Genomic DNA, 21375 nt, shown 5'->3' on the forward strand with positions numbered 1-21375 from the left:
AGGGCTTCAAATACTCACCGGCTGTAGCAGCTTCTGCATGTTTCAGGTAGCCAAACCACATTCGGGGGATCTTTAAAATATTCGCTTATATTAGAATACCTAAAAAGATCTCCAGGAATAAAGATACTACTACAGGCTAGTATTAAGATGCGAAACCTGACATCTTCCACATCTGTTTCCTGGTGAGTTTTACACTATTCAACTCAATCTACATAATTTACTATTCTCAATAGTGTCTTTCTCAGAAATCATCTAATCTCATTTAAAGAAATATATCTTTAAGGAAATAAGTTAGCGAATAATTAGTGAGATTTATGAAACGTACTGCTGTATTAGTCACGTCTGGCTATGAATTCAGAATGTACTTATCTTCTCTAGATAAGAGCAAAGAGCGCTTGGGAATTATCACCCATCTTGTTCCAAACCAAAAGATTACAACCGATTCTTTTCGATCAAAAGCAAAGACTATTTTTTTGGAAGACATTAAAAAGCTTTTCCTGTATCTAGAAAAGCATCTTAACAATGAATTAAAGCATGAATTACCTGTTTTTATGGGATACGATTGTGCGTATAAAATTCACGCCTTGCTAGGAACTGGGGTTTGTAATTCAAATACTTCAGGTAATTCAACTTCAGTTAATGAAGAAGATGCTTTTACTGTTAGATGTTTAGTGAATGTCGGCAATATGACAAATACCCCATTGACTGAATATTTTGGTGGAGAATCTGTTGTTACAGTTGGAAACTGTCGCAAATTTATCGATAGTCTTAAAGGAATATATCTTGAGTCAAAAAAGATAGATAGTTACTGTTGACGGAGAAACAACTATACGCAACTTCCCTAACCTATAACTGCGAGCATGAGTAATGTCTTGGAAAATTTACTACGGGAACACTAAAACATCTCAAATTGGTTCCAATAAGTCGTTTTCAGGTGGCAAGCCCCATATGCCTAGAGGACTTACCACTCCACATTGTGAATTATGCAATCAGACGCAGGCTTTCATTTTACAAGTTCAATTTCCAAAAGAGCACCCTTGGTCTGAACTAATTCTCTCAATTTTTGCGTGTATGTCATGTGCAAATGAAAATTACTTGATACCTGAAATGCTACCAGGGAGACTTCATCAGATTAATGTTCCAAGCTCATTTCTGAAGAGATATCAGAGAAATTTTCGTTTTTTAGTATTTAACAGTGCGGAATCTACGCCTTTAAGTTCATACAAAGAGAGAGTAATCTATAGACCGCTGGAATTGATTGATTCTGAAAAAAAATCAATTCAAGATGACATTGTGGGAGGGCAACCTTATTGGCTACTGGAAGACGAAACTCCTGGCCTGTGTGAAACAACATCAGAACCAATTTTTTTAATGCAAATAGCTGAGGGTAGAAAGTTTTTTATTCAGGAAAAAGCTTCTAAGCAAATTAGACTTGACCTCTCTGGTGATCCTAAGGAAACTTTGGAAGAGTATTATCAGCTATTTCTTGGTAATGTGATTTATTTGTTTGGCTATGAACGAAATGAAGAATACCTTGTATATGGTATCACTCAAACATAGCGATGAAATTGCCTAACAATAGTGGCCGAAACTATACTCTTCAATCCAACATTCTTAGAGACTGTAAAAGGTTTGAAAATAAGGAAATTTCCGTCGCAGAACTACAGCAGTCCTTGGAAACCTATGGTTCTTTATTAGAAGATGTTGAAAGAGTAATATTTCAAATACTTCACAATTATAGCAATGAGCTAGAAATTATTCAGTATGCTCGGTTACTGGATGAGCATTATAGTGAAACTTGTAAAGTCATTATGAAAATTCGTGATTGTCTTGAAACAATTGAATAATAGCCAGGTAGGATGCGTGATTCATCGAGCTTATCCTGCTGTTTGATAAGAGAATCTGGCTAGCTGCGTCCGATATCGAAGAACACCCTGGTAAGGAAATCTCTACCAGGGTGTCCTTTTTTAAGTAGGGTTACAGCTGAATTCGGATTTGGGATGCGATCGCACTCTTCAAAACCAACACCAAACTAGCTTTCCAATCAGCTAAGTAGACCACATGGATGCTGAGTAAATTACACCAAGCGGTGGACGATAAGAACAACTAAAAAAGCCCGTGCTGGAGTATTGATAGAAACTCCAGACGGGCGTTTGCTTTAAGAAAGAGAGGAAAGTGTTGATTCGGAACTATCTATGTGGGAGAATCCTGGTTAGATTTACGGGTATTAATGCCCAACAAGCCATAGAGGGCACAGGAACCAAAGACCCCTGTGAATAAAGCAATACCACCGGCAACATCCAATACAATGCCTAAGGTTGAGTCGGCATAGATGAGCAAGCCGAAATATAGCAATACGATTGCTGCGAGCGTCCGCAACAGACGATCTATAGTACCAACATTGTTAAACATGGGAATTAACCCTCCTGATTTTCTATGTAATACGTGATCTGTTCTATACAACTCCGGCAGCAACTGGCATCGTTGCGGGCAAGCGATCCATGACCGCTTGCATCTTTTGACTGGCATCTAAGGCAATCTCTTTAGCCTGAGGACTATGGATCATCAAAAACATAATCAGTGGATCCACAGCTGAGACTTCTACCTGCCCATTCTCATGCTCTTGAACAACAACATTACAGGGATAGAGCACCCCAGCTTTGTCATCGGTTTGTAGCATGCTATAGGCCACCTGCGGATGACAGGCTCCGAGAATCTTATAGTTACGGAAATCAGCGCCTAGCTTTTTCTTAAAAGCCGCTTGCACATCAATTTCGGTTAAAATCCCCATTCCTTCAGCCTTAAGTGCTTCAGTGACCTGGGCTATAGCTTCATCAAAGGAAGCTTTAATTGTCTTACTAAAATGATACATGGCTGATGTGTGTTGGCTTGATTTGTGAGAAATGTATCGGACTAATGTGAAGTCTAGAATCTTTATTTACTATATAACTAAATAGTGATTTAATCAACCATTTTTCTGAATTTATATTAAAGTCTCTTTTCCTAAAGCTTTTGCCAGAGCTTTATGTAGAGCTAGCCAATGAAGCAAGTATGGCCTCTACAGTAAAGTTGACCAATGACCATGCCCTGGCAGCTTGGCTAGACTGGCTCAACTTTCTTAAAAACGGGTCCTATTTACGGTTGATCAGCTGACTGGTGAGAGAACCAGCAACAAAAGCAGCCAGAAAAATCATGGGGCTCCATGATTTTAAGATCAACGCAACAATTGCAGGTCCTGGACAATAGCCTGCAATGCCCCATCCAATACCAAAAATAGCGGCCCCCAACACCAGAGGGAGGTCAACCTCTTTATAGGTTGGCAATCTAAAGGCAGTAGCAAAAATTGGATAGGGTAACCGTAAAACAAATCGGAATGCGATGACAGTGACCCCCACAGCCCCGCCCAGGACAAATAACAATGCGGGATCCCAATTGCCAGTGATATCTAAAAAGCCCAGTATCCGTTCTCGGTCAATCATTTGGGATAGACCTAACCCTAGGCCAAATAAGAGGCCAGATGAGAGGGCAACCAAATTCTGCTTCAGCGTTAGTGTTTGCTGTATTGATACTTTTTCCATAGTGCTTATCCAGTTATGCCATGTCGAGTCAGCCAGACAGTTAGCATGGCTGTAGTGAGAAAGGTGAGCACCGCAACTAGCGATCGCAACGACAACCGCCCCAAGCCGCACACTCCATGACCGCTGGTACAGCCATTGCCCAGACGAGTGCCAAACCCCACCAGAAAACCGCCTAAGATCATGGTCCCTGCTGTCAGGGATGGCGTGGGAGTAGGCTCAGGTGCCAGGCCATATTCATAAAGTATTCCACCCAGGAGCATTCCCGCCAAAAAGAGCCAGCGCCAGGGTTCATTCCCCTGAATGCCACCGTTAACAATGCCACTAATGCCAGCAATCCGACCATTAAATGCCAGCAAAATTGTTGCACTCAAACCAATCAATACCCCACCTAATAATGCTGTTCCCCAACTTAATTCCACCATGGCAAGGGTCCATCAAAACGAGATTGAAACATCATATAACCAAATGGTAATACTATATCATGACTTTGATAAACTGTATCTGCCTTTGATAAACAAATGAGCGAGCAAATCTGGCAATGCAAAGAACGGATTCTGGCCCTGAAAAACCGTTGGCTAACGCTGATTGGCGAAACACTTGAGACACCCGAGGGCCAATCCCTGAACTATTGGCGTGTTGAAAAAGCAGACTCAGTCATTGTTTTACCTCTGTACCAACAGCATTTGCTGTTACCACCGCCAATGTATCGTCCGGGTGTGGGCGAATCCACTTGGGATTTTCCGGGTGGGCGATGCCCTGATGGGCAAAGACCCCATAATGCGGCAAAAACAATTCTTCAGCGGGAGCTGGGTATTGCTGACTCGGCCCTGCATCACTTGAAACCGTTAAATCAAACTGGCTGGTCCATCAACAGCTCCTTTTCAAATCAACGTCTCTATGGTTTTGCAGCTGAGCTCAGTGACGATGCTCCCCTATTGTCTGAAAAACTGGGAGCAACTTATCCGACTACCGAACCAGGCATCCAAGCGCTATTGACAAGGCTAAATTGTCTGCAATGTAGATGTCTATTGATAGAGTGGTGGGCAACTAGAACCAGGGAATGCGCAGTTTAGGCAGCGATATGAAAAAGCGAAGGCCATTCACCATAATACTCTATGGCAATATATTGACTATTATTAAAGGTTGATATTTTCAATATTTCACGACTTTTCAGATGTTCTGAAAAGTCTGGGTATCTTGTAGCAAGGCACCTCCATTCCTTAGATAATCTTGACGGGACAAATAATGGGACAAAACAGGGGTGATCATCTTTAGGGATGTCATGGTGTGACTTCGATAAAGGCGATACTTTTGTGCTGCTGGTTAATTACTTAAACATTGTCTCTTTTTGAAGGACAATCGGTTTCCTGAAAAGCATATTGTCTTTTTTGGAGAGTCAATTCACAATGAAAGTCATCAATGCCAAGCTTCTGTTTCTAAACCATAGGTTTGGGATTGACCTGTTAGATTGTGTAAAGGATAAAACCATGGCGGATACCGAGATTTTTGTTTTAGATAATGGCCCACTGATCGTCAAAGGGGAATTTTCTGTGACCGATGGGGATAAACAGCCCTATCCTAAGCAGGAACAAGTTGCCCTTTGTCGTTGTGGTGCATCGAGTAACAAACCCTTTTGCGATGGGGCTCATGCCAAAGCTGGATTTGAGGCAACAGACCGAGCACCTGGGGACTAATAAAAATTAAATTTTTCTTGTAGGGGCGTTACAGACAACGCCCCTACAAGAAAAAGAAAATGATGGGGGCGGATGCAATATCTTGTCCAGATTTTTAGAGAGTTTGTCAGCTAGTGTGTCAAGAAACTCCCAAGAACAATATTAATGAATACATCTGTTAGTGATATTGACCCTGACAACGCCATCGATCAACATGTTACAGCCGTTATTACCCATCGGGTCAAAGTTGGGCGGCAAGAAGGGTACGAAGAATGGATTAGAGGAATCTCAGCAGCAGCCCGTGAATTTGAAGGGCATCTGGGGGTGAGTATTCTCCGACATCAGCCTGATACACCACCAGACTATGTCATTGTGCTTCAGTTTGATGCCTGTAGTCATCTAACAGCCTGGCTCAACTCAGATACTCGCCATACTTGGATTGAACGGGTAAAACCCCTGATTCAAGCCCAGGAAACCATCCAGGTTTTGTCAGGGTTAGAATCCTGGTTTCAATTGCCCAAACAGCCGGGACCTAAAGCTCCAAGGCGTTACAAACAGGCTATTTTAATCTGGCTTGGGGTGATGATTGTGTCCCTGGGGGTGAGTCCGCTGGTGGCACCATTGCTAAGTTTCTTACCCTGGTTGCTTAAGGTATCTGTCAATGTAGCAATTACAGTGGCTCTTCTGTCCTATGTGATCATGCCCCGACTGACTCGATGGTTTAAGGGTTGGTTGGTTGTTAACTAGTGTGGCGTCAAATATTTTATATCAGGTCATGACAGAAAATATTGCGTATTTAGAGAATCATTGAAGGTGGCCGGTTTTGACATACATGAGACAGCCTTCTGCGCTAAAGGGCGTATGCACACTGTCGGGTGGATTTCGCAGCCAGGTGCCCTGAGGATACACTCCCTGCTCATCGGCAAATGTGCCTTCTAAGACAAAGATTTCTTCACCTCCCCAATGGCGATGTTGTTGAAACGTTGTGCCGGGTGCCCATTTTACTAGCGCTACCTGTTCAGTGCCGTAGCTGTGTAGAGGCAGCACGTGTAAACCAGTCACTAAACCAGGAGACCATCCTGCCTTGTTCGTGTCGATGGTCACTTGCTGTTGATCGTTTGGATCCATTTGTCGCAGTTTAACCAGGATTGTTGCACCGTCCTTACTGTGGGGAGTATGGCTAGAACCTACGGGGTTGCGCACATAGGTGCCTGGGCCAAAGTCTCCGTGTTCGTCTGAGAACACCCCCTCTAAAACAAAAAACTCTTCACCACCACCGTGGGTGTGGGCTGAAAAGTAGCTGCCGGGAGCATAGCGAACAAGAGAAGTTGCCCGGGCAACTTCTGCACCATCGCGTTCGATCATACGCCGTTGTACACCTGCCATGGGAGAGTCAATCCAGGGTAGGTTCTCAGTATTGACCACGGCTCGTTCTGTTAAATCGGCATGGATTTTCATGATAGGTTTCTGTGGATTTCTAGAAGCTATTTAACGCATGTTCCTTGAACATAGTCTTGTCCAAAGATAGAGGGTGAGGCTCAAACCCACATCGGGTTAGTGCTCCCTTACAGCACCCTTAGTTGTATTGATTTCGCCCAGTCATCACACCGCCATCCACATCCCACACAGCACCGGTTACCCAAGCGGCCTTATCAGATAATAAAAAAGCAATGGCTTCAGCTACATCTTCAGGGGTGCCAATGCGGCCAATGGGATGGAATCCGTTAAAGCCTTGCAGGGCATCATGCACATCCTCTTTGGGAATAAAGCCCTCATAAATAGGTGTTGCCACCACAGCAGGAGAGACTGCATTCACCCGAATATTGTGCTCAGCTAACTCCATCGCGAGATGTTGGGTCAAGGAATGCAAACCCGCTTTGGCCATAGAATACGCCGAAGATGGCGTTGCCTGGATGGCCTGCTTAGCCCACATAGAGCCAATGTTCACAATGGCACCTTTGTTGTTTTGCTTAATCATGTTTCGAGCCACTGCCTGGGTAATAAAGAAGGTGGCCTTATTCAGATCTAGATAGAGATCATAGTCAGCGGCTTCATAGTCTAGGAATGGTTTGGGGAGAAAGGCTCCAGCTGCATTAACTAACAATGTAGCGTCTGCATGGGCCTGATTAATTTTTGCAATTAAAGCCTGAAGTTTCTCAAGTTGCGAAATGTCAGCACGCTCTCCCATAACAGGACCATAGGCCTTCAGCTCATCAACGGCGACCTGCAACTTTTCTGCACGACGGCCAACTAAAACAACTGAACCACCATTTTCAAGAACAATGCGGGCAACGGCTTTACCCATACCACTGGTGCCACCGATAACAATGAGTTTTTGATCTGCAAATGACTGCAACATGTTGAGCTCCTTTTTGGGAAATAGTGGACAATCTACCTACTAGAAGGTAGATAACAGGACAAAAAATTTAGGCTTTGGCAAATTTTGCTGTAAGCAGTGGATAAACAACCTGCTCAAAGGTAACCACACTGTCCGCTGATGAACGAGCCAGTAGCTGTGCCCCTTGGAGCATCGCAATCACCCCCTTTGCCTCCTGTTCAACTGAGGGATGACAGTCCCAATGTCCGCTGTCACATCCCTGCTGGAGCAAGTTTATGACCCAGTTCTCAGTGTGGCTAAAGAAGGTTTGAATCTCCTCCCGAATAGGTTGGGGTAAAACTTCGAAATCTGCTGCTAACATGGCGCATAGACAGATCTGATGCTCCTCTAGACCATTGCGGTAGAGATTGGCAAATTGGACAATTTGCTGATCAAGGTTGGCCGTGGACTGGGTAATGCGATCGCACGCCTTTCCCATTTCCTCTCGATATCGTTTGACTAACTCTTTCACCAACTCATCCTTAGAGGGAAAGTGGTAGTGAATACTAGCTTTGCGAATACCAACCTGCTGTGCGATATCAGCATAACTAAAGGCACTATAGCCTCGATTACGCACCATATCTTGAGCAACATCCAATATGCGTTTAGCCGTGTTTTTTTCCATGGCTTAAGTATCTACCATCTAGTAGATAGATGTCAACCATAAAGCTATGGATGAAGCGGTCAACCCAGGTTGAGCCAAGTCCTAATCATTCGGGGACTGCACAAAAATAAGAACCCAGGTTGGGGCTGTAGATGGTAGGAAGAGATTTTTGGGAGTCTCTTCAACTTAGCTTACGCGAGTTAACAAAATCAGTGAATTTTCCATATTTTCGATCCCAACCGCCATACTCAAGGTGACCCAATGCAAACCTGAGTGATCCCCCATTCCCATGCAAGATTTCAACTGGAAAAAGCTTCAAAATGGCTCGGACATCCGTGGTGTTGCAATCGACGGTGTTCCTAACGAACCCGTTAACCTCACCCCAGAAATCGCTCAGCGGCTAGGGCAAGCCTTTACCACCTGGCTCGCCACAAAACTTAGTAAGCCAGCGACAGATCTGCAGCTTGCTGTCGGTCGTGATAGCCGTGTCTCTGGGCCTACTCTCATGCAAAGTGTGATGGATGGCATGGCTAGCCTTGGTGCAAATGTGTATGACGTCAGCATGGCCTCTACGCCCGCCATGTTTATGAGCACCGTCACCCCCGGCTTTGACTGTGATGGGGCCATTATGATGACCGCCAGTCACCTGCCCTTTAACCGCAATGGCCTGAAATTTTTTACTGCCCAGGGTGGTCTTGCGAAGGCAGATATTACTGAAATCCTGACATTAGCTGAACAAAACGACTTCTCACTAGTAGACAGAGCTGGAACTATTGAAACCCGTGACTTTATTGCTGTCTATGCCGATCAGCTGGTTCAGAAAATTCGCAATGCCGTTAACCATCCTCAACATTTTGAGCAACCCTTACAGGGCCTAAAAATCATTGTCGATGCTGGTAATGGTGCCGGTGGTTTCTATGCCAGCAAAGTGCTCGAACCCCTGGGTGCTGACACAAGCGGGAGTCAGTTCCTAGAGCCTGATGGCATGTTTCCTAACCACATTCCTAACCCTGAAAATCACGATGCCATGGCTTCCATTTGCCAGGCAGTATTAGCCAATGAAGCAGACTTCGGTATTATCTTTGATACGGATGTGGACCGTTCTGCTGCTGTGGATCATCAAGGCCAGGAACTGAACCGTAACCGCCTGATTGCCCTGATATCTGCCATTGTGCTACAGGAACACCCAGGGTCTACCATCGTGACTGACTCCATTACCTCCGATGGGCTTGCTCAGTTCATTGAACAAGATTTACGGGGTAAACACCATCGCTTTAAGCGTGGCTATAAAAATGTCATTACCGAAGCTGTGCGCTTAAACCAAACTGGAGAAGAATCTTGGCTGGCGATTGAAACCTCCGGCCACGGTGCCATGCGGGAGAACTACTTTCTTGATGATGGAGCGTATCTGGTGAGTAAGTTGTTGATTGAGCTGGCTAAAGTGAAACAGGCTGGGCACTCACTGACAGATTTGATCGCGACTCTTAAAGAACCAAGAGAAAGTCGAGAGATTCGTATCAAGATTGGTGTAAATGAGTTTAAGTCCTATGGTGAGAGTGTCATTGGTCAGCTTAAAACCTTTGTTGAACAACAGGATGATTGGTCATTAGTCCCGAATAACTATGAAGGTGTCCGCGTGGCCTGTTCCTCTCCAGAAGAAGACGGGTGGTTTTTACTACGCCTTTCTCTGCATGACCCTATATTGCCCTTAAATATTGAGTCTAATGTAGAAGGCGGGGTTGCCCAAATTACTGAACAACTGCTGATATTCTTCAATGGTATTGAGTCTTTGGATCTATCGGCCTTTTCTTAAAAATGTAGGTTAAACAATTTTAAAGACCTGTAGGGATGCACTGCTGTACATCCCGTTGGGGCTATGGGGAGATCGCCTACAGATCGGGGGAATAAATCCTTTTAACCTGCTAGATAGGCTTTGCCTCGTTCCAGACGATTATTGACTTCATCCCAGTTGACGACGTTCCACCAGGCGTTGAGGTAATCTCCTCGACGATTTTGATACTTTAGATAATAGGCATGTTCCCAAACATCGTTGCCCATGATGGGGTAGTAGCCATCCATTAAAGGACTGTCCTGGTTGGGAGTGTTCATCACGGTAAGTCGACCATTTCTGTCTAAAACTAGCCATACCCAACCGCTGCCAAACCGAGTTTTACCGGCACTATTAAAGGTTTGTTTGAAGGTTTCAAAGTCTCCAAATGCTTGATTGATAGCTGCGGCAATGGCTCCAGTGGGTCGTCCCTGACCGTCGGGGGTCATGATTTCCCAAAACATGGTGTGGTTGGCATGGCCGCCACCGTTCTTGCGCACAGTTGCACGGATATTTAAGGGAAGGTCATTTATGTTACTAAGTAACTCTTCTATAGATTTTGACTGTAGCTCGGGATAGTTTGCGATCGCACCGTTCAATTTTCTGACATACCCAGCATGGTGTCGGTCATGGTGCACCGTCATGGTCTCGGTATCAATATAGTCATTCAGTGCATCATAGGCATAGGGCAGCGGAGGAAGGGTAAATTCCTTCGTTGCGGTTTGATCAGCAATCCTGTTGAGAGGAGGCAGGATCTGTCCTGTTGTTTCATTAGTAGCCGCAACAACTGCCACTGGCTGCGCGCTACCCCATAGCAAAGTCATTACCAATGCAACGGGAAAAAGCCACACAAATAAGCGTTTAAGTTTCATGGGGAATACCCTGCGAAATCACATCTGCTCATTCACGCTGCCAAGGGTCCCACCATGATTACTGGAGTTACGAACAATGAACCTTGATGAAAAAATAATTTTTAATCTTTACTGAAACCTTATCAGGAACTTCTGGACAGGAAATCTATCAGATTGAAGATCGTTTACTTAGATTGCCGCTGATTTTCCTAGACAATAAGGAACTCTATGAAAAAAGATACTTGCAGATATCCGTATAAGCTTTAAGAATTACTGACAAATATCTGCCTCAAAAGTATTTGTAGCTACACTGCAAAAGGATTGCTTCAGGGCAATACTCGGATTGATATTATCTCTTTAATTAATGTTTTATTTGTTCCATAATCTTTGACTAATCGTCGTTTGACATAGCCCCATAGCAGTTGCAGAATCAGTCGATGTTTGTACCATGGTTTTTACCATGCAATAGCTAACCGTGCCTTGAGATGGGAGGACAACTATGAATTTAGATGGAATCGGTGAAGAGCAAGTACATGCGCTCTTAATGTTAATTGTCTTAAATATAATTATCTTTGCAGCTTTGATAACTAAAGTTCAGGCTGAATTGGCTGTGTCGGGCCTGTGTGCCCTGTTTTAGTAAATGATCTGGTGGCAAGGGGTACTTTGTGATTATTGATGACCAGCAGTATGACGTAATTATTGTCGGTACTGGTGCCGGGGGCGGTACCCTAGCCTGTAAACTGGCACCCACCGGTAAAAAGATTTTGATCCTAGAGCGGGGAGACTTTATGCCCCTCGAAGAACAAAATCGCAGTGACGTCGATGTCTTTAAACGAGAACGTTACCATGCTCCCGAGCAATGGTACGACACTGCTGGCGAGCCCTTCTCCCCTCAGATGAACTATGCCGTAGGTGGCAATACTAAAATCTACGGGGCTGCCTTGCTAAGAATGCGAGAACGAGACTTTGAGCGGGTAGAACATCAAACAGGTGTTTCCCTGGAATGGTGTTTAAAGTACGCTGATTTTGAGCCTTACTACACTGAAGCTGAGCAGCTGTATAAGGTGCATGGCACCCTCGGTGGCGATCCAACGGAGCCTGGGCATAGTCGAGAGTATCCCTATGAAGCGATTAACCAAGAGCAAGAGATTGAAGAAATAATGGTTGCGATCGCAACCCAGAACCTCCACCCCGCTTGTCTACCCTTGGGCCTTACTCGCCAGGACGATGACCCCACCAACGACTCTGAAGTCAGCGGCATTGCCCCGGCCCTCACCCACTCCAACGTCACCCTCAAAACCGAAGCTAGGGTGGTCGCTCTCCACACTGACCCCTCCGGTCAGATGGTCAAAGCGGTGGAAACCCAAATTGGCAACCAAACCTACTTATTCTTTGCCTATATTGTTGTCCTATCCTGTGGTGCTGTTAATTCAGCGGCTCTATTACTTCAGTCGGCCAATGAGCAACACCCCTGTGGTCTAGCCAACAGTTCTGACCTGGTGGGTCGTAATCTGATGAAAAGCTTACTGACAGCCGTGGTACAGCTCACGAATAAAACTAACTCAGGAGATTTTCCTAAAACTGTCTACATTAACGATTTTTACTGGGGAGATACCGATTTTCCCTACCCGATGGGCCATATCTACAATACAGGTGGCCTGCTCAGCGACATTATTTTTGCTGAGGCTCCCCCACTGCTCTCAATTCTGGCCAAATATATGCCTGATTTTGGCCTCAAACAGTTGGCCACGCGCTCCATTGGCTGGTGGATTCAAACTGAAGACTTACCTGACCTCAACAACCGTGTGCGCATCGACCATAACAAACTCTACATTGACTATACTCCCAATAATTTAGAGGCCCATGATCGCCTGGTTTATCGTTGGATAGAGGTGCTAAAGACCCTTGAAAAAGACTTAGGTGGGTTTCAGCGCGGTACCCATCCCCGTGGTGAGGTGCCTATTCAGGTGATGGCTAACCAATGCGGTACCTGCCGATTTGGGAATGACCGGACTACGTCGGTTTTGAATCCTAACTGCCGCACCCATGACGTGGATAATCTTTATGTGGTGGACAGCAGTTTCTTTCCGTCTAATGCCAGCGTCAGTCCGGCGCTGACGGTGATTGCCAACGCCTTACGGGTAGGAGACCATTTAATTGAGCGGTTGATGTAGGGGCGTTCCATGGAACGCCCCTACATCAACCATGGAACGCTCCCACACCGAGAAATCATAAACCCTCATTCCTCAGCGTTTGTAGAAGCATCGGAGCTGTCTGCTCTACCATTGCCTACAATAGAAATACTCTCAAGTGGCCAACTGGCCATGAGTCAAGCCGTTTGAGAATATTATGAATCGTCTCCCTATGTCCCTGTTACCCCATCTCTCCCAAGTTTCTAATCTGCGTCAAGCCCTTGCTGTTCAGCTTGAGACGATGATCAGTACGCTTCAGCCGTTGCAAGAAACGTTTGATCTCACCCAGCCCCTCATCGATCTCTCGGCTGCTAGTGAAGGTCTGCGCCAGGGAGTCTTTCGCCTCATGGTGCTAGGGGATATGAAACGGGGGAAGAGTACGTTTCTCAATGCGCTACTGGGAGAACCCTTATTGCCCAGCAATGTGAATCCTTGCACGGCCCTACTGACGGTGCTGCGCTATGGTCCTACCCCTGAAGCAACGATTTACTTCAACGATGACCGACCGCCTGAGCAGTTAGACATGGAGACATTTACCCAACGGTACACCATCGATCCAGCTGATATGCGTCAAAATGGCAGTACCCCACCTTTTGCCCATGTGAGCCATGCGGTGATTCACTATCCGCTATCGCTGTTAGAAAACGGTGTTGAAATTGTTGATAGTCCGGGTCTCAACGATACTGAAGCTCTAAATAAACTTTCCCTTGGCTATATCCAAAGCTGTCATGCAATTTTGTTTATGCTGCGAGCTACACAGCCTTGCACCCTGGCTGAGCGTCGCTATCTCAATAACTACTTGCAACATAAAGGGCTGTCGCTGTTTTTCTTGCTGAATGCCTGGGACCACATTAAGGATAGTTTGCTAGATCCCGATGATCCAGATGAATTGGCCCAGGCAGAATCCCGCCTGCATCAGGTGTTTCACAGTACCCTTAAAGACTATTGCGATCGCTACGACCAGCGGGTATTTCCCATTTCTGCCTTGGAGGTGCTACGTCAGCGGATTAAGACTCCAGATGAGCCCATTCGCGATCCAGGATTTTCGCGGTTTTTGCTCACCCTGGATCAGTTTCTTACCCATGAGCGGACCCAGGCTGAGTTTCAACCAGTAGTGGCCTTATCTCGGCGTACGCTGACAGAACTTACGGAAAAGGTGCAGCTGCGTCAGACTCTATTGGCGCAAAGTGTGGCTGAGCTGAAGCAAACTATTTTGCAGCTGGCTCCGGTGTTTGAACAGCTGGTGGTGATTCGCGATCAGTTTCAGCAGGAGATTCGGACGAGTTGCGATCGCAATGCCACAGCCACCACCTCCTCCTTTAAGGACTTTATCCTCAGCCTGGAAACCACCTTTGAAAAAGACTTTGCCCCTTACCAACCCGATCTCTCCCTGTTAGATCTTGTCAGCCCTGCCGGTCGGCAACAGTTTAACCAATCCCTAGAGACGGCCTTTCAACGCTATCTCAACGATCGACTTTTACACTGGAGTCGCACCCTGGAACCCACCTTACGCAGTGCTTTTCAAGCTCTGTCTAAGCGGGCCGCCCACTACGGTACCTCCTACAACCAAATCACCCAGCAAATTCTAAATACCCTCAGCGGTCAGTTTGTGGAGCTTCCCCTCGACAACAGCCAACCCAGCTGGGCAGCATGGGCCATTGATGCCCTCAACCAACCGACAGATACCCCTGAAATTAAAGCAGTTCTGGCCAGCATCGATCTGCAGAGCATTCTGATCAACGTAGTCGCTGCCATCGGTGCCAGCCTTTTAGCTTCCAGTCTGATCAGCACCATCGCCGGACCCATTACCCTAGGGATTGCCAGCCTGGGCATCGGGGCCTTCCAAATTGACCAAACCCGTCGTGCCTTAGTCGCAGCGGCGCGCCAGGAACTCAGAACCCACCTACCCCGCATTGCCGCTGAACAGCAGCAACCTATCCATTCAGCCATTATTCAGTACTTTCGCGACTATGAGCAATCCGTCATCAGTCGCCTGGATGCCGACATCAAAGCTCGCAAGGCTGATTTAGAAACCTTACTGACCCAAAAGCAAGACCAAGAATACCAGGGACAACATGAATTGGACCAATTGCAGACGGCTTTAAATCAACTACAGCAGGCAGATCAGGTGATTCAACAGCTTTATGGTCAGGTTTAGGGGGTTTTTAGTTCTTAGTTTCTAGTTTTTAGTTCTTGGTTCTTGGGGCCTGATGGATGTCTTGTAGGGGCTGCGCCTTGTGCCAGCCCTGCTACACTCAAAACTAATCACCAATAAGTCCCCCCTCCCATGCCTGATTTCAAACCCAATGACGGTCGTCTCTATGCCCCTGCCACTGAGCGTAATCGTGAGTTCATTCTCGCAGTGCTAGAGCGCGTTCTACCCAATCCAGGCACCGTGTTGGAAATTGCTAGCGGTACGGGTGAGCATGCTAGTTTTTTCGCCCCTAAACTTGCACCCCGACGGTGGTGGCCCAGCGATATCAGTGAGCCCATGCTGAAGAGTATTGCCGCCTGGCAGCAGGCCACCAATGCTCGCTATCTACTCCCCCCCATAGAACTCGATGTTTGCCATGCCCCATGGCCTGTGGAGGCAGATGAAAAGCGGTCGATTGATGCAGTTGTCACCATTAATATGATCCACATTGCTCCGTGGAAAGCGTGTGATTTTTTGATGGCTGGGGCTGGGCGTGTACTGCCTGAAAAGGGTGTTCTTTACTTATATGGTCCCTTTAAGCGTAATGGTGAGCATACAGCGCCTAGTAATGCCATATTTGATGGCTGGCTGAAAGAACAGAATCCTGATTGGGGCGTGCGGGATTTAGAAACTGTTGAAGAGACGGCTAAGGCACATCAGCTAGCTCTGCAGGAGGTGGTGGAAATGCCTGCTAATAATCTTTCGTTAGTGTTTCATAAACAACCTTAGTCGTTACTCAAAGCCTTAGAAGGGCTACCGTGTACACACATCTCGAAAGGGCGTTCACAATCTTGCATTACCCCCCTTAATCCCCCCTTGGTAAGGGGGGAAACTCCGGTTCTCCCCCTTGGTAAGGGGGAGCTAGAGGGGGTGAGGCAGGGGAGCTAGAGGGGGTGAGGCAACCGCGAACGCGCTAGTTTCCAACACTTGTGTGTACACGGCAGGTGCTAAGGGGAATGCGCAGGGTGAAACAGGTGCCCTTGCCAGGGGAATAGGCCGCAGTCACTGTGCCCTGTAAGGAGGCGATCTGAGGACGCACTTGCTGACAGGGCGTTTCTGGATTGAGGCCGTATCCATCGTCCCAAACACACATCACTAGATGCTGCTCTGCTTGCTTGGCCGCCAGTTGAATTCTACCCAGAGCTGATTTCCCTTGCTGCTGTCGAACGGTAGGCATCTCAAGATCTTGTTTGAAGGCATAGTGTACCAGCTGTAGTAGCGGATCATATAGCCGCTGAGCGATGGCTTGGTCAATGAGAACTTCATTCTCTCGAATTTCGACCAGAACAGGTTTATCATGCTGTCTGGTTAAATCACTCAAGTCCTCCTGACAGTTTAGGAATACCTGACTGAGGGGCTGTTTCTTGACAACAGGGATGGGTTTTGTGGGGAGTGTTGGCGGAGGGCTTGATGGCTGAGTGACTTGAATTTGGAGTGCTTTGTGAGGCATTGTTATCGGTTGGTTTAACCATTGCCATAGGCCCTTCAATCGATTTGTTCGTTGGGGTACCTGGGTGCCCAGCTGTAGGAGAGCTGAACTCGGGGCACCCCCCTGGTTGCGATCGCCCTGTAGTACTTTTGTCTGGCCAGCACGATAGTCGGCCAATGCAATTTGAGCAATGTGAACAGTTTGGGCAGGATGCTGTTTGAGGGCCGCTAACGTCGCTTTGGCAATTGCCCCAAACCCTGGCAATTGAAGTGATTCGGCTAACCCAATGAAGACATCAGCGTGAATATGGAGTAGGGCTTTTAAAGATTCAGGGTCAGGCGTTTTGAGAGCGTAGCTTAATTCATTTAAGTAGTCGGTGACGCCACTTTCAAAGATCGCCTGAGTAACATCAACCCCAAGCTCAATGGACGTGGGTAAATAGCTATCTTGACCAAACCGATCGCCTAGGTTTTCCTGTAGCTGTGAGACGATAGTCGCTATCCGGGCCAAAATATTGGACTCATCAATGGGTTCTTTGGCTAACCGTACTGAGACCATCAGTTCCAAGCAGTTGTACCCTTCAAAAATTAAGTCTTCTACTGCGGGAGTTAGGTTGGCATCTGGAGTACACAATGCCTTAAATGCATTTTCTAATGCCTGGGTGATGGTTTTGATAACATCTAACCCCACGGTTGCTGCGGCCCCTTTCAGGGTATGAGCTAAACGCATCAATGTATGCGCTTTCTGGATACTAAAGTTTTGACTTAGAGATTGAAGCTCATCCCCTATTTGCTGAAGTAATTGAGAAGCCTCCTGTTGAAAATAGGTTGGCGGTGGTTGTAAGATGACCTGATTAGAACTCATGATGACTTAAGGAATATAACGCTATGGTGTCCTAACAGAAGGATAGATGATATCTATTCTGTTAAGCTAAATTTATTGTTTTGTAGTTGTTTCCGTCTCCGGTGTTGCCCCGTGTCTCGGTTAGACAGACGATGGTGATAGCCTGCTAAACTGCGCTGGACTGGTTGATGTCACTGGCTCAGTTTGTAAATGCTTGAGCACCACTTTCAAAACTCGCTTGGGTTTAATGGGTTTACCCAAAAAACCATTGGAACCCACCACTTTGGCCCGTACTCGATCAGGAATACTGTTGTTATTAGTCATGATGATGACTGGAACGTCTTTAAGTACCGAGATTCTTCGAATCTGAGCACAGAGTTCATAACCATTGACCACAGGCATAACCAGATCGAGAAAAATTAGCTGAGGTTTAAGCTCCAACAGCTTGGTGAGAGCCTGTAAAGAATCAGAAATATTGACATAGCGATAGTCTGATTCTTTGAAAATATCGGCCATTGCCTGGCTATCTGCCAGGTTGTCGTCAACATAGGCGACGACAGCTTTACCCTTATCATTGTTTGCTTGACTGCAGGTACAAGGTCTTTGGCGCTTGACCGGGTTAGCCTTAATGCTAGAGGTAACGGCTGCTCTCTTTTTAGCTACGGAATGATGACTACCAGAAGACGGTACAAAAGATGTTGGGGTCCTTGGCTTGATATAGGGGGCAGATGATAAATCTTTCACGTTGACCAACTTCATCAGATCCCGACGGATGTGGGGAATCAATGACTGTGTTAGTAAAATCAGGGGTTGGCCTGTTTTCACGGCTAAATCTCGCAGGGTTAACTGACCATCAGCTAATTTTTCCAACTCGCGAAATGTTGCCTCTGATGTGCGCTCCCGAAGAATATCAGCTCTGATAATCTTCGGTGCTAGATTAGGATTGTAATCAGTTAGATTTGCCTGTTGCCAGGCATGCCAATCTTGTTGAACCTGCTGCCAGATAGGTTCTCGATGAAGGCCGATACAAGGAAAGTTAGCCCCGTTGCGGGAGCTAACTTTATAAATTAGTTTTTGCGAGGTTTTGAGCTCTAGTGTCGCCTGGTAGATGATATCGAACAGAATTTCAGAAATGCAGCCTATGACGACTTGAGAAAATTGCTCCCGACTAAACTTTTGTTGCATAACTAATTGCGCCATCACTTTATAGTTTTCAGGTTGATGGGCAATGTCATGAATTGCTTTCTTGCTTAAATCCGGAGAGTATTTGAGGCATTGGCGATGCCAACGGCGTTTTGAATGGGTGCGGGTATTCGCCCAAACAATTTGACCAACGAGAAAATATAGGAACCATTCGACCTCGTTATGGGTCCCTATTGCAAGTACTCCGGTAAACAGACTCTCTTTAGCTCTCTGGATTTTGTGATTTAACTCACCAATAATGAATACATTTGACATGCTTGTGCTCTACCCCTACATGAAGAAGGGCTGAATACAGACTGCGATAAAAGCCTCTTTAAAATCGGCCCAAACCTCTACTAGTTCAGCAATGTACTCACCAATAGGGTATTGGAATTGCATACACCTGTGTCTTCTATTACGAGCATAACCCGCAAGTTATGCTAGTTCAAGTTATCTTCCTTATTTCAGAAGACACAGATTGTAAGTTCCGTTACATCTCAAGGACGTTTATGTGATTTTCTCATTAAACCATGCAATAAAAGCATGGTTTAATACAAATGGCGCATCATCACCATAGATTAAGTGTTGGGTCTATTTATTCTGTTTGGATAGTAATAACTTGGGGTGGGGTGGCATCGGGGGGATAGCGCAAGATGATGTCTACTCGACGTTTTTCCTGAGGGGCTAGGGTTAATGTTGTTAGGGGTTCAGCCTGTTGCCCGCGCAGTTGTACTAGATGGAAATTGCGTATACGAGGGAGGTTGTCGTCGTCGCGATATCTGACTTGGACGGGGCCTCGGAAAAAGGTGCGGTTTGGTGGGGTTTCGAAAAACTGTAACCCTGCTGTTGACAGGGTGTCTTCTTTAATGGGGGTTTCCAGGGCAATGGTGACGGTTTGATGACTATCGGTGCTGTTTTGTAAAGGAAATGCCAGGGTGTATTCCACACCATAATTACCATGGGCTTGGTAGGCGGTGTCTCCATAACGCACCAACATGGGAGCACTTTGGTTTTGGTTGGTACCCATTTGCCCTGCATGCAGGGTACTGAGACCATAGGAAATGGCTGTATTTGATGCTGGAATAGTCAGCACGTCAGCGCCATCATCAGTAACGGTGGCGGTCCAGCTAGATCCTTGGGCGACCCCTGCCACACGGCCATAAATCACCTGACCTGAATTGTCGGTGATGGGGGTGGGGGTGCGATCGCGAGGTCCAGCCAACCCTGAATTCTTTACTATGGACGCCCACTGGGCCAATGTGGGGGCAGTCTCATGGTCATTGCCGTCCACATTGGCGGTTTCTGACAGGCTCGCCAGATAGACAGGGCCACTGCTATCCAATTCAATTAAAGTGGAGCGACCATTAATGGGTGGGTCAAACTCGGCCACTGGAATGGGTGCATTTAAAAGCAGAGCATTGGCCCCAGGGGGAACAACTAATTGAGACGGGATTAGATCTTGACGACGCCCCTGGATCAAATCTCCCATCACTCGACTACCGGGGCCAGCAAACACCGGATTACGGGGCGAAAAGCGGATTGCACTCGGCAATGTGATAAACGGTGCATCTGGTTGACTTAAGTAGCTAGCGCCAGCCAACACATTCACCGTCACTGTTTCCACACCAGGGTTGTGCACCAAAAGGGCCACATACATTGGTCTGAGATCCTCAGGATCATCTGCCCGATAGACATGGTGAGCAAACACATCAAATCGTCCCTCAAAAGCAAAGTCCAGATGGGCTTCTGGATGCTCCATGCCCTCGGGTGGAAATGTGGAGAGTAAAATCCCTGGCTCGCCAATTAGCTCAGGACTGTTGCTATTAAAGACAGGGAGCGTATCTAGCTGAGCCGGTAGGGGTCTGACTTCTTGGGGGCGGACGATTTGCGGCGGTGAAGGAGCTTGGGCAATGAGGGGGAAGAACATTGGACAAACAGTGGGGGCAAAATAGAAGGTACATTTTCCGTCCCCTAACCTGTCTGGGAGCTATTGATGGTGGGGACTATACAAGATTATCAACAGGCTGAATTTAAATGGTCAACGATTTTTAGGAAATCAAACTCAATGACGGTATGGTTAGCTGGGGTAATCAACGGCACATGGACAAATAGGGCGGCAGCGGACTGTTGCTTAAGATGTCTGAGCACCCGGTAGTAAAGGCGATTGCACACAAAATTGCCAGCATCGTTGCTGATGTGGGTGTGAATTGTATTCTTGATCAAGGTCTTGAGATCAATGGGCGTTGCCAGGCGATTGTCCCCATGGGTGCCCCACTGTTCTACGGTTAATGTCTGACGCATTTCCGCCATGCCGCAGCAGATAACGGCCTTGGGCCGATACTGAACAATGTGATTAATCACCTGCATCGGTGCCAGGTCAAAATTAACCGGCAGCCAGCGCAAAAAAATAGCATTCTGCGGTAATTTTGCCGCCACACGTTCTAGTAAGACATCGCTGGTATTGAGGCCTTGATGCGCTTTCCAGGGTCGGAAGCTGGTGATCAAAATAGGCGCGGACATTGGTCTAGGGGAGTAGGGAATGGGGAATGGGGGCTGTTCTTAAACATACCTGCCCTTTTGCCCTCCCCCCAACTACCCATCCTTCAGTCAAGCCGATACTATAG

23 protein-coding genes are annotated in these 21375 nt (G+C 46.5%); 11 read left to right on the plus strand and 12 right to left on the minus strand.

Features of this window, described 5'->3' with window-relative positions; all coding sequences use genetic code 11:
- Nucleotides 1–314 precede the first annotated feature (314 nt).
- Genes U2F10_RS12105 through U2F10_RS12115 form a run of 3 tightly spaced genes read left to right on the plus strand, consistent with a single transcriptional unit; the run spans nt 315 to nt 1847 of the window.
- Nucleotides 315–815: a hypothetical protein gene (locus U2F10_RS12105; RefSeq protein ID WP_499872239.1), complete on the plus strand. Its 501-nt coding sequence runs from the start codon at nt 315–317 to the stop codon at nt 813–815.
- A 52-nt stretch (nt 816–867) separates the two neighbouring features.
- Complete coding sequence (locus U2F10_RS12110) at nt 868–1560, plus strand: hypothetical protein (RefSeq protein WP_499872241.1); 693 nt, start codon at nt 868–870, stop codon at nt 1558–1560.
- Nucleotides 1561–1562: 2 nt separating this feature from the next.
- Nucleotides 1563–1847 (plus strand): hypothetical protein, encoded by a 285-nt coding sequence (locus U2F10_RS12115; protein ID WP_499872242.1) that lies wholly within the window; start codon nt 1563–1565, stop codon nt 1845–1847.
- Between the two features lie 346 nt (nt 1848–2193).
- Here the strand turns inward: U2F10_RS12115 and U2F10_RS12120 are convergent, their stop codons facing one another.
- The 4 genes from U2F10_RS12120 to U2F10_RS12135 all read right to left on the minus strand — a co-directional run bounded on the left by U2F10_RS12120 (nt 2194) and on the right by U2F10_RS12135 (nt 4000).
- A complete protein-coding gene (locus U2F10_RS12120; RefSeq protein WP_163668710.1) occupies nt 2194–2412 on the minus strand; it encodes a YgaP family membrane protein in 219 nt (72 codons plus the stop codon).
- A 43-nt stretch (nt 2413–2455) separates the two neighbouring features.
- Complete coding sequence (locus U2F10_RS12125; RefSeq protein WP_163668712.1) at nt 2456–2872, minus strand: DUF302 domain-containing protein; 417 nt, start codon at nt 2870–2872, stop codon at nt 2456–2458.
- Nucleotides 2873–3131: 259 nt separating this feature from the next.
- Entirely contained in the window at nt 3132–3578 is a 447-nt protein-coding gene (locus tag U2F10_RS12130) for a DUF6691 family protein (RefSeq protein ID WP_250565118.1), read from the minus strand.
- A 5-nt stretch (nt 3579–3583) separates the two neighbouring features.
- Nucleotides 3584–4000 carry a YeeE/YedE family protein gene (locus tag U2F10_RS12135; RefSeq protein WP_163697622.1) on the minus strand — a complete coding sequence of 139 codons (417 nt, stop codon included), beginning with the start codon at nt 3998–4000 and terminating at the stop codon, nt 3584–3586.
- Nucleotides 4001–4096: 96 nt separating this feature from the next.
- Here U2F10_RS12135 and U2F10_RS12140 point away from each other — a divergent pair, with 96 nt between their 5' ends.
- The 3 genes from U2F10_RS12140 to U2F10_RS12150 all read left to right on the plus strand — a co-directional run bounded on the left by U2F10_RS12140 (nt 4097) and on the right by U2F10_RS12150 (nt 5998).
- Nucleotides 4097–4651 carry an NUDIX hydrolase gene (locus U2F10_RS12140; RefSeq protein WP_499872244.1) on the plus strand — a complete coding sequence of 185 codons (555 nt, stop codon included), beginning with the start codon at nt 4097–4099 and terminating at the stop codon, nt 4649–4651.
- 414 nt (nt 4652–5065) lie between these two features.
- Nucleotides 5066–5272 carry a CDGSH iron-sulfur domain-containing protein gene (locus U2F10_RS12145; protein WP_499872245.1) on the plus strand — a complete coding sequence of 69 codons (207 nt, stop codon included), beginning with the start codon at nt 5066–5068 and terminating at the stop codon, nt 5270–5272.
- A 144-nt stretch (nt 5273–5416) separates the two neighbouring features.
- Nucleotides 5417–5998 carry an antibiotic biosynthesis monooxygenase gene (locus tag U2F10_RS12150; protein ID WP_499872246.1) on the plus strand — a complete coding sequence of 194 codons (582 nt, stop codon included), beginning with the start codon at nt 5417–5419 and terminating at the stop codon, nt 5996–5998.
- A gap of 57 nt (nt 5999–6055) precedes the next feature.
- Here U2F10_RS12150 and U2F10_RS12155 read toward each other — a convergent pair whose 3' ends face one another.
- From U2F10_RS12155 to U2F10_RS12165, 3 genes are all read right to left on the minus strand, one after another.
- On the minus strand, nt 6056–6709 hold the full coding sequence (locus tag U2F10_RS12155; protein WP_163668720.1) for a cupin domain-containing protein: 654 nt from the start codon (nt 6707–6709) through the stop codon (nt 6056–6058).
- A 118-nt stretch (nt 6710–6827) separates the two neighbouring features.
- The gene (locus tag U2F10_RS12160) at nt 6828–7610 is read right to left on the minus strand and encodes an SDR family NAD(P)-dependent oxidoreductase (RefSeq protein WP_499872248.1); all 783 of its coding nucleotides are present in this window, start codon (nt 7608–7610) and stop codon (nt 6828–6830) included.
- Nucleotides 7611–7677: 67 nt separating this feature from the next.
- Nucleotides 7678–8253 carry a TetR/AcrR family transcriptional regulator gene (locus U2F10_RS12165; RefSeq protein ID WP_499872249.1) on the minus strand — a complete coding sequence of 192 codons (576 nt, stop codon included), beginning with the start codon at nt 8251–8253 and terminating at the stop codon, nt 7678–7680.
- 268 nt (nt 8254–8521) lie between these two features.
- Between U2F10_RS12165 and U2F10_RS12170 the strand changes: the two genes are divergently transcribed.
- The gene (locus tag U2F10_RS12170) at nt 8522–10045 is read left to right on the plus strand and encodes a phosphomannomutase/phosphoglucomutase (RefSeq protein ID WP_499872251.1); all 1524 of its coding nucleotides are present in this window, start codon (nt 8522–8524) and stop codon (nt 10043–10045) included.
- Nucleotides 10046–10146: 101 nt separating this feature from the next.
- Here U2F10_RS12170 and U2F10_RS12175 read toward each other — a convergent pair whose 3' ends face one another.
- Nucleotides 10147–10932, minus strand: a complete 786-nt coding sequence (locus tag U2F10_RS12175) for a superoxide dismutase (RefSeq protein WP_163668728.1) — start codon at nt 10930–10932, stop codon at nt 10147–10149.
- Between the two features lie 478 nt (nt 10933–11410).
- On the opposite strand from U2F10_RS12175, the gene U2F10_RS12180 reads away from it, so the two are divergent.
- The 4 genes from U2F10_RS12180 (at nt 11411) to U2F10_RS12195 (ending at nt 16026) form a co-directional block, all read left to right on the plus strand.
- Complete coding sequence (locus U2F10_RS12180; RefSeq protein WP_006514708.1) at nt 11411–11548, plus strand: hypothetical protein; 138 nt, start codon at nt 11411–11413, stop codon at nt 11546–11548.
- 28 nt (nt 11549–11576) lie between these two features.
- Nucleotides 11577–13085 (plus strand): GMC oxidoreductase, encoded by a 1509-nt coding sequence (locus U2F10_RS12185; RefSeq protein ID WP_499872253.1) that lies wholly within the window; start codon nt 11577–11579, stop codon nt 13083–13085.
- A gap of 175 nt (nt 13086–13260) precedes the next feature.
- The gene (locus tag U2F10_RS12190) at nt 13261–15261 is read left to right on the plus strand and encodes a dynamin family protein (protein ID WP_499872255.1); all 2001 of its coding nucleotides are present in this window, start codon (nt 13261–13263) and stop codon (nt 15259–15261) included.
- 129 nt (nt 15262–15390) lie between these two features.
- Complete coding sequence (locus U2F10_RS12195; protein WP_163668734.1) at nt 15391–16026, plus strand: DUF938 domain-containing protein; 636 nt, start codon at nt 15391–15393, stop codon at nt 16024–16026.
- Between the two features lie 184 nt (nt 16027–16210).
- Here U2F10_RS12195 and U2F10_RS12200 read toward each other — a convergent pair whose 3' ends face one another.
- From U2F10_RS12200 to U2F10_RS12215, 4 genes are all read right to left on the minus strand, one after another.
- Entirely contained in the window at nt 16211–17590 is a 1380-nt protein-coding gene (locus tag U2F10_RS12200; protein ID WP_499872257.1) for an Hpt domain-containing protein, read from the minus strand.
- Nucleotides 17591–17710: 120 nt separating this feature from the next.
- Nucleotides 17711–19027 carry a response regulator gene (locus U2F10_RS12205; protein WP_163668738.1) on the minus strand — a complete coding sequence of 439 codons (1317 nt, stop codon included), beginning with the start codon at nt 19025–19027 and terminating at the stop codon, nt 17711–17713.
- Between the two features lie 319 nt (nt 19028–19346).
- Nucleotides 19347–20678 carry a DUF3370 domain-containing protein gene (locus U2F10_RS12210; protein WP_163668740.1) on the minus strand — a complete coding sequence of 444 codons (1332 nt, stop codon included), beginning with the start codon at nt 20676–20678 and terminating at the stop codon, nt 19347–19349.
- 89 nt (nt 20679–20767) lie between these two features.
- Nucleotides 20768–21271 (minus strand): pyroglutamyl-peptidase I family protein, encoded by a 504-nt coding sequence (locus U2F10_RS12215; RefSeq protein WP_163668742.1) that lies wholly within the window; start codon nt 21269–21271, stop codon nt 20768–20770.
- Between the last annotated feature and the right edge of the window lie 104 nt (nt 21272–21375).

This window comes from Leptothoe sp. EHU-05/26/07-4 (assembly GCF_043421015.1).
Classification (GTDB): domain Bacteria; phylum Cyanobacteriota; class Cyanobacteriia; order Phormidesmidales; family Phormidesmidaceae; genus Leptothoe; species Leptothoe turfae.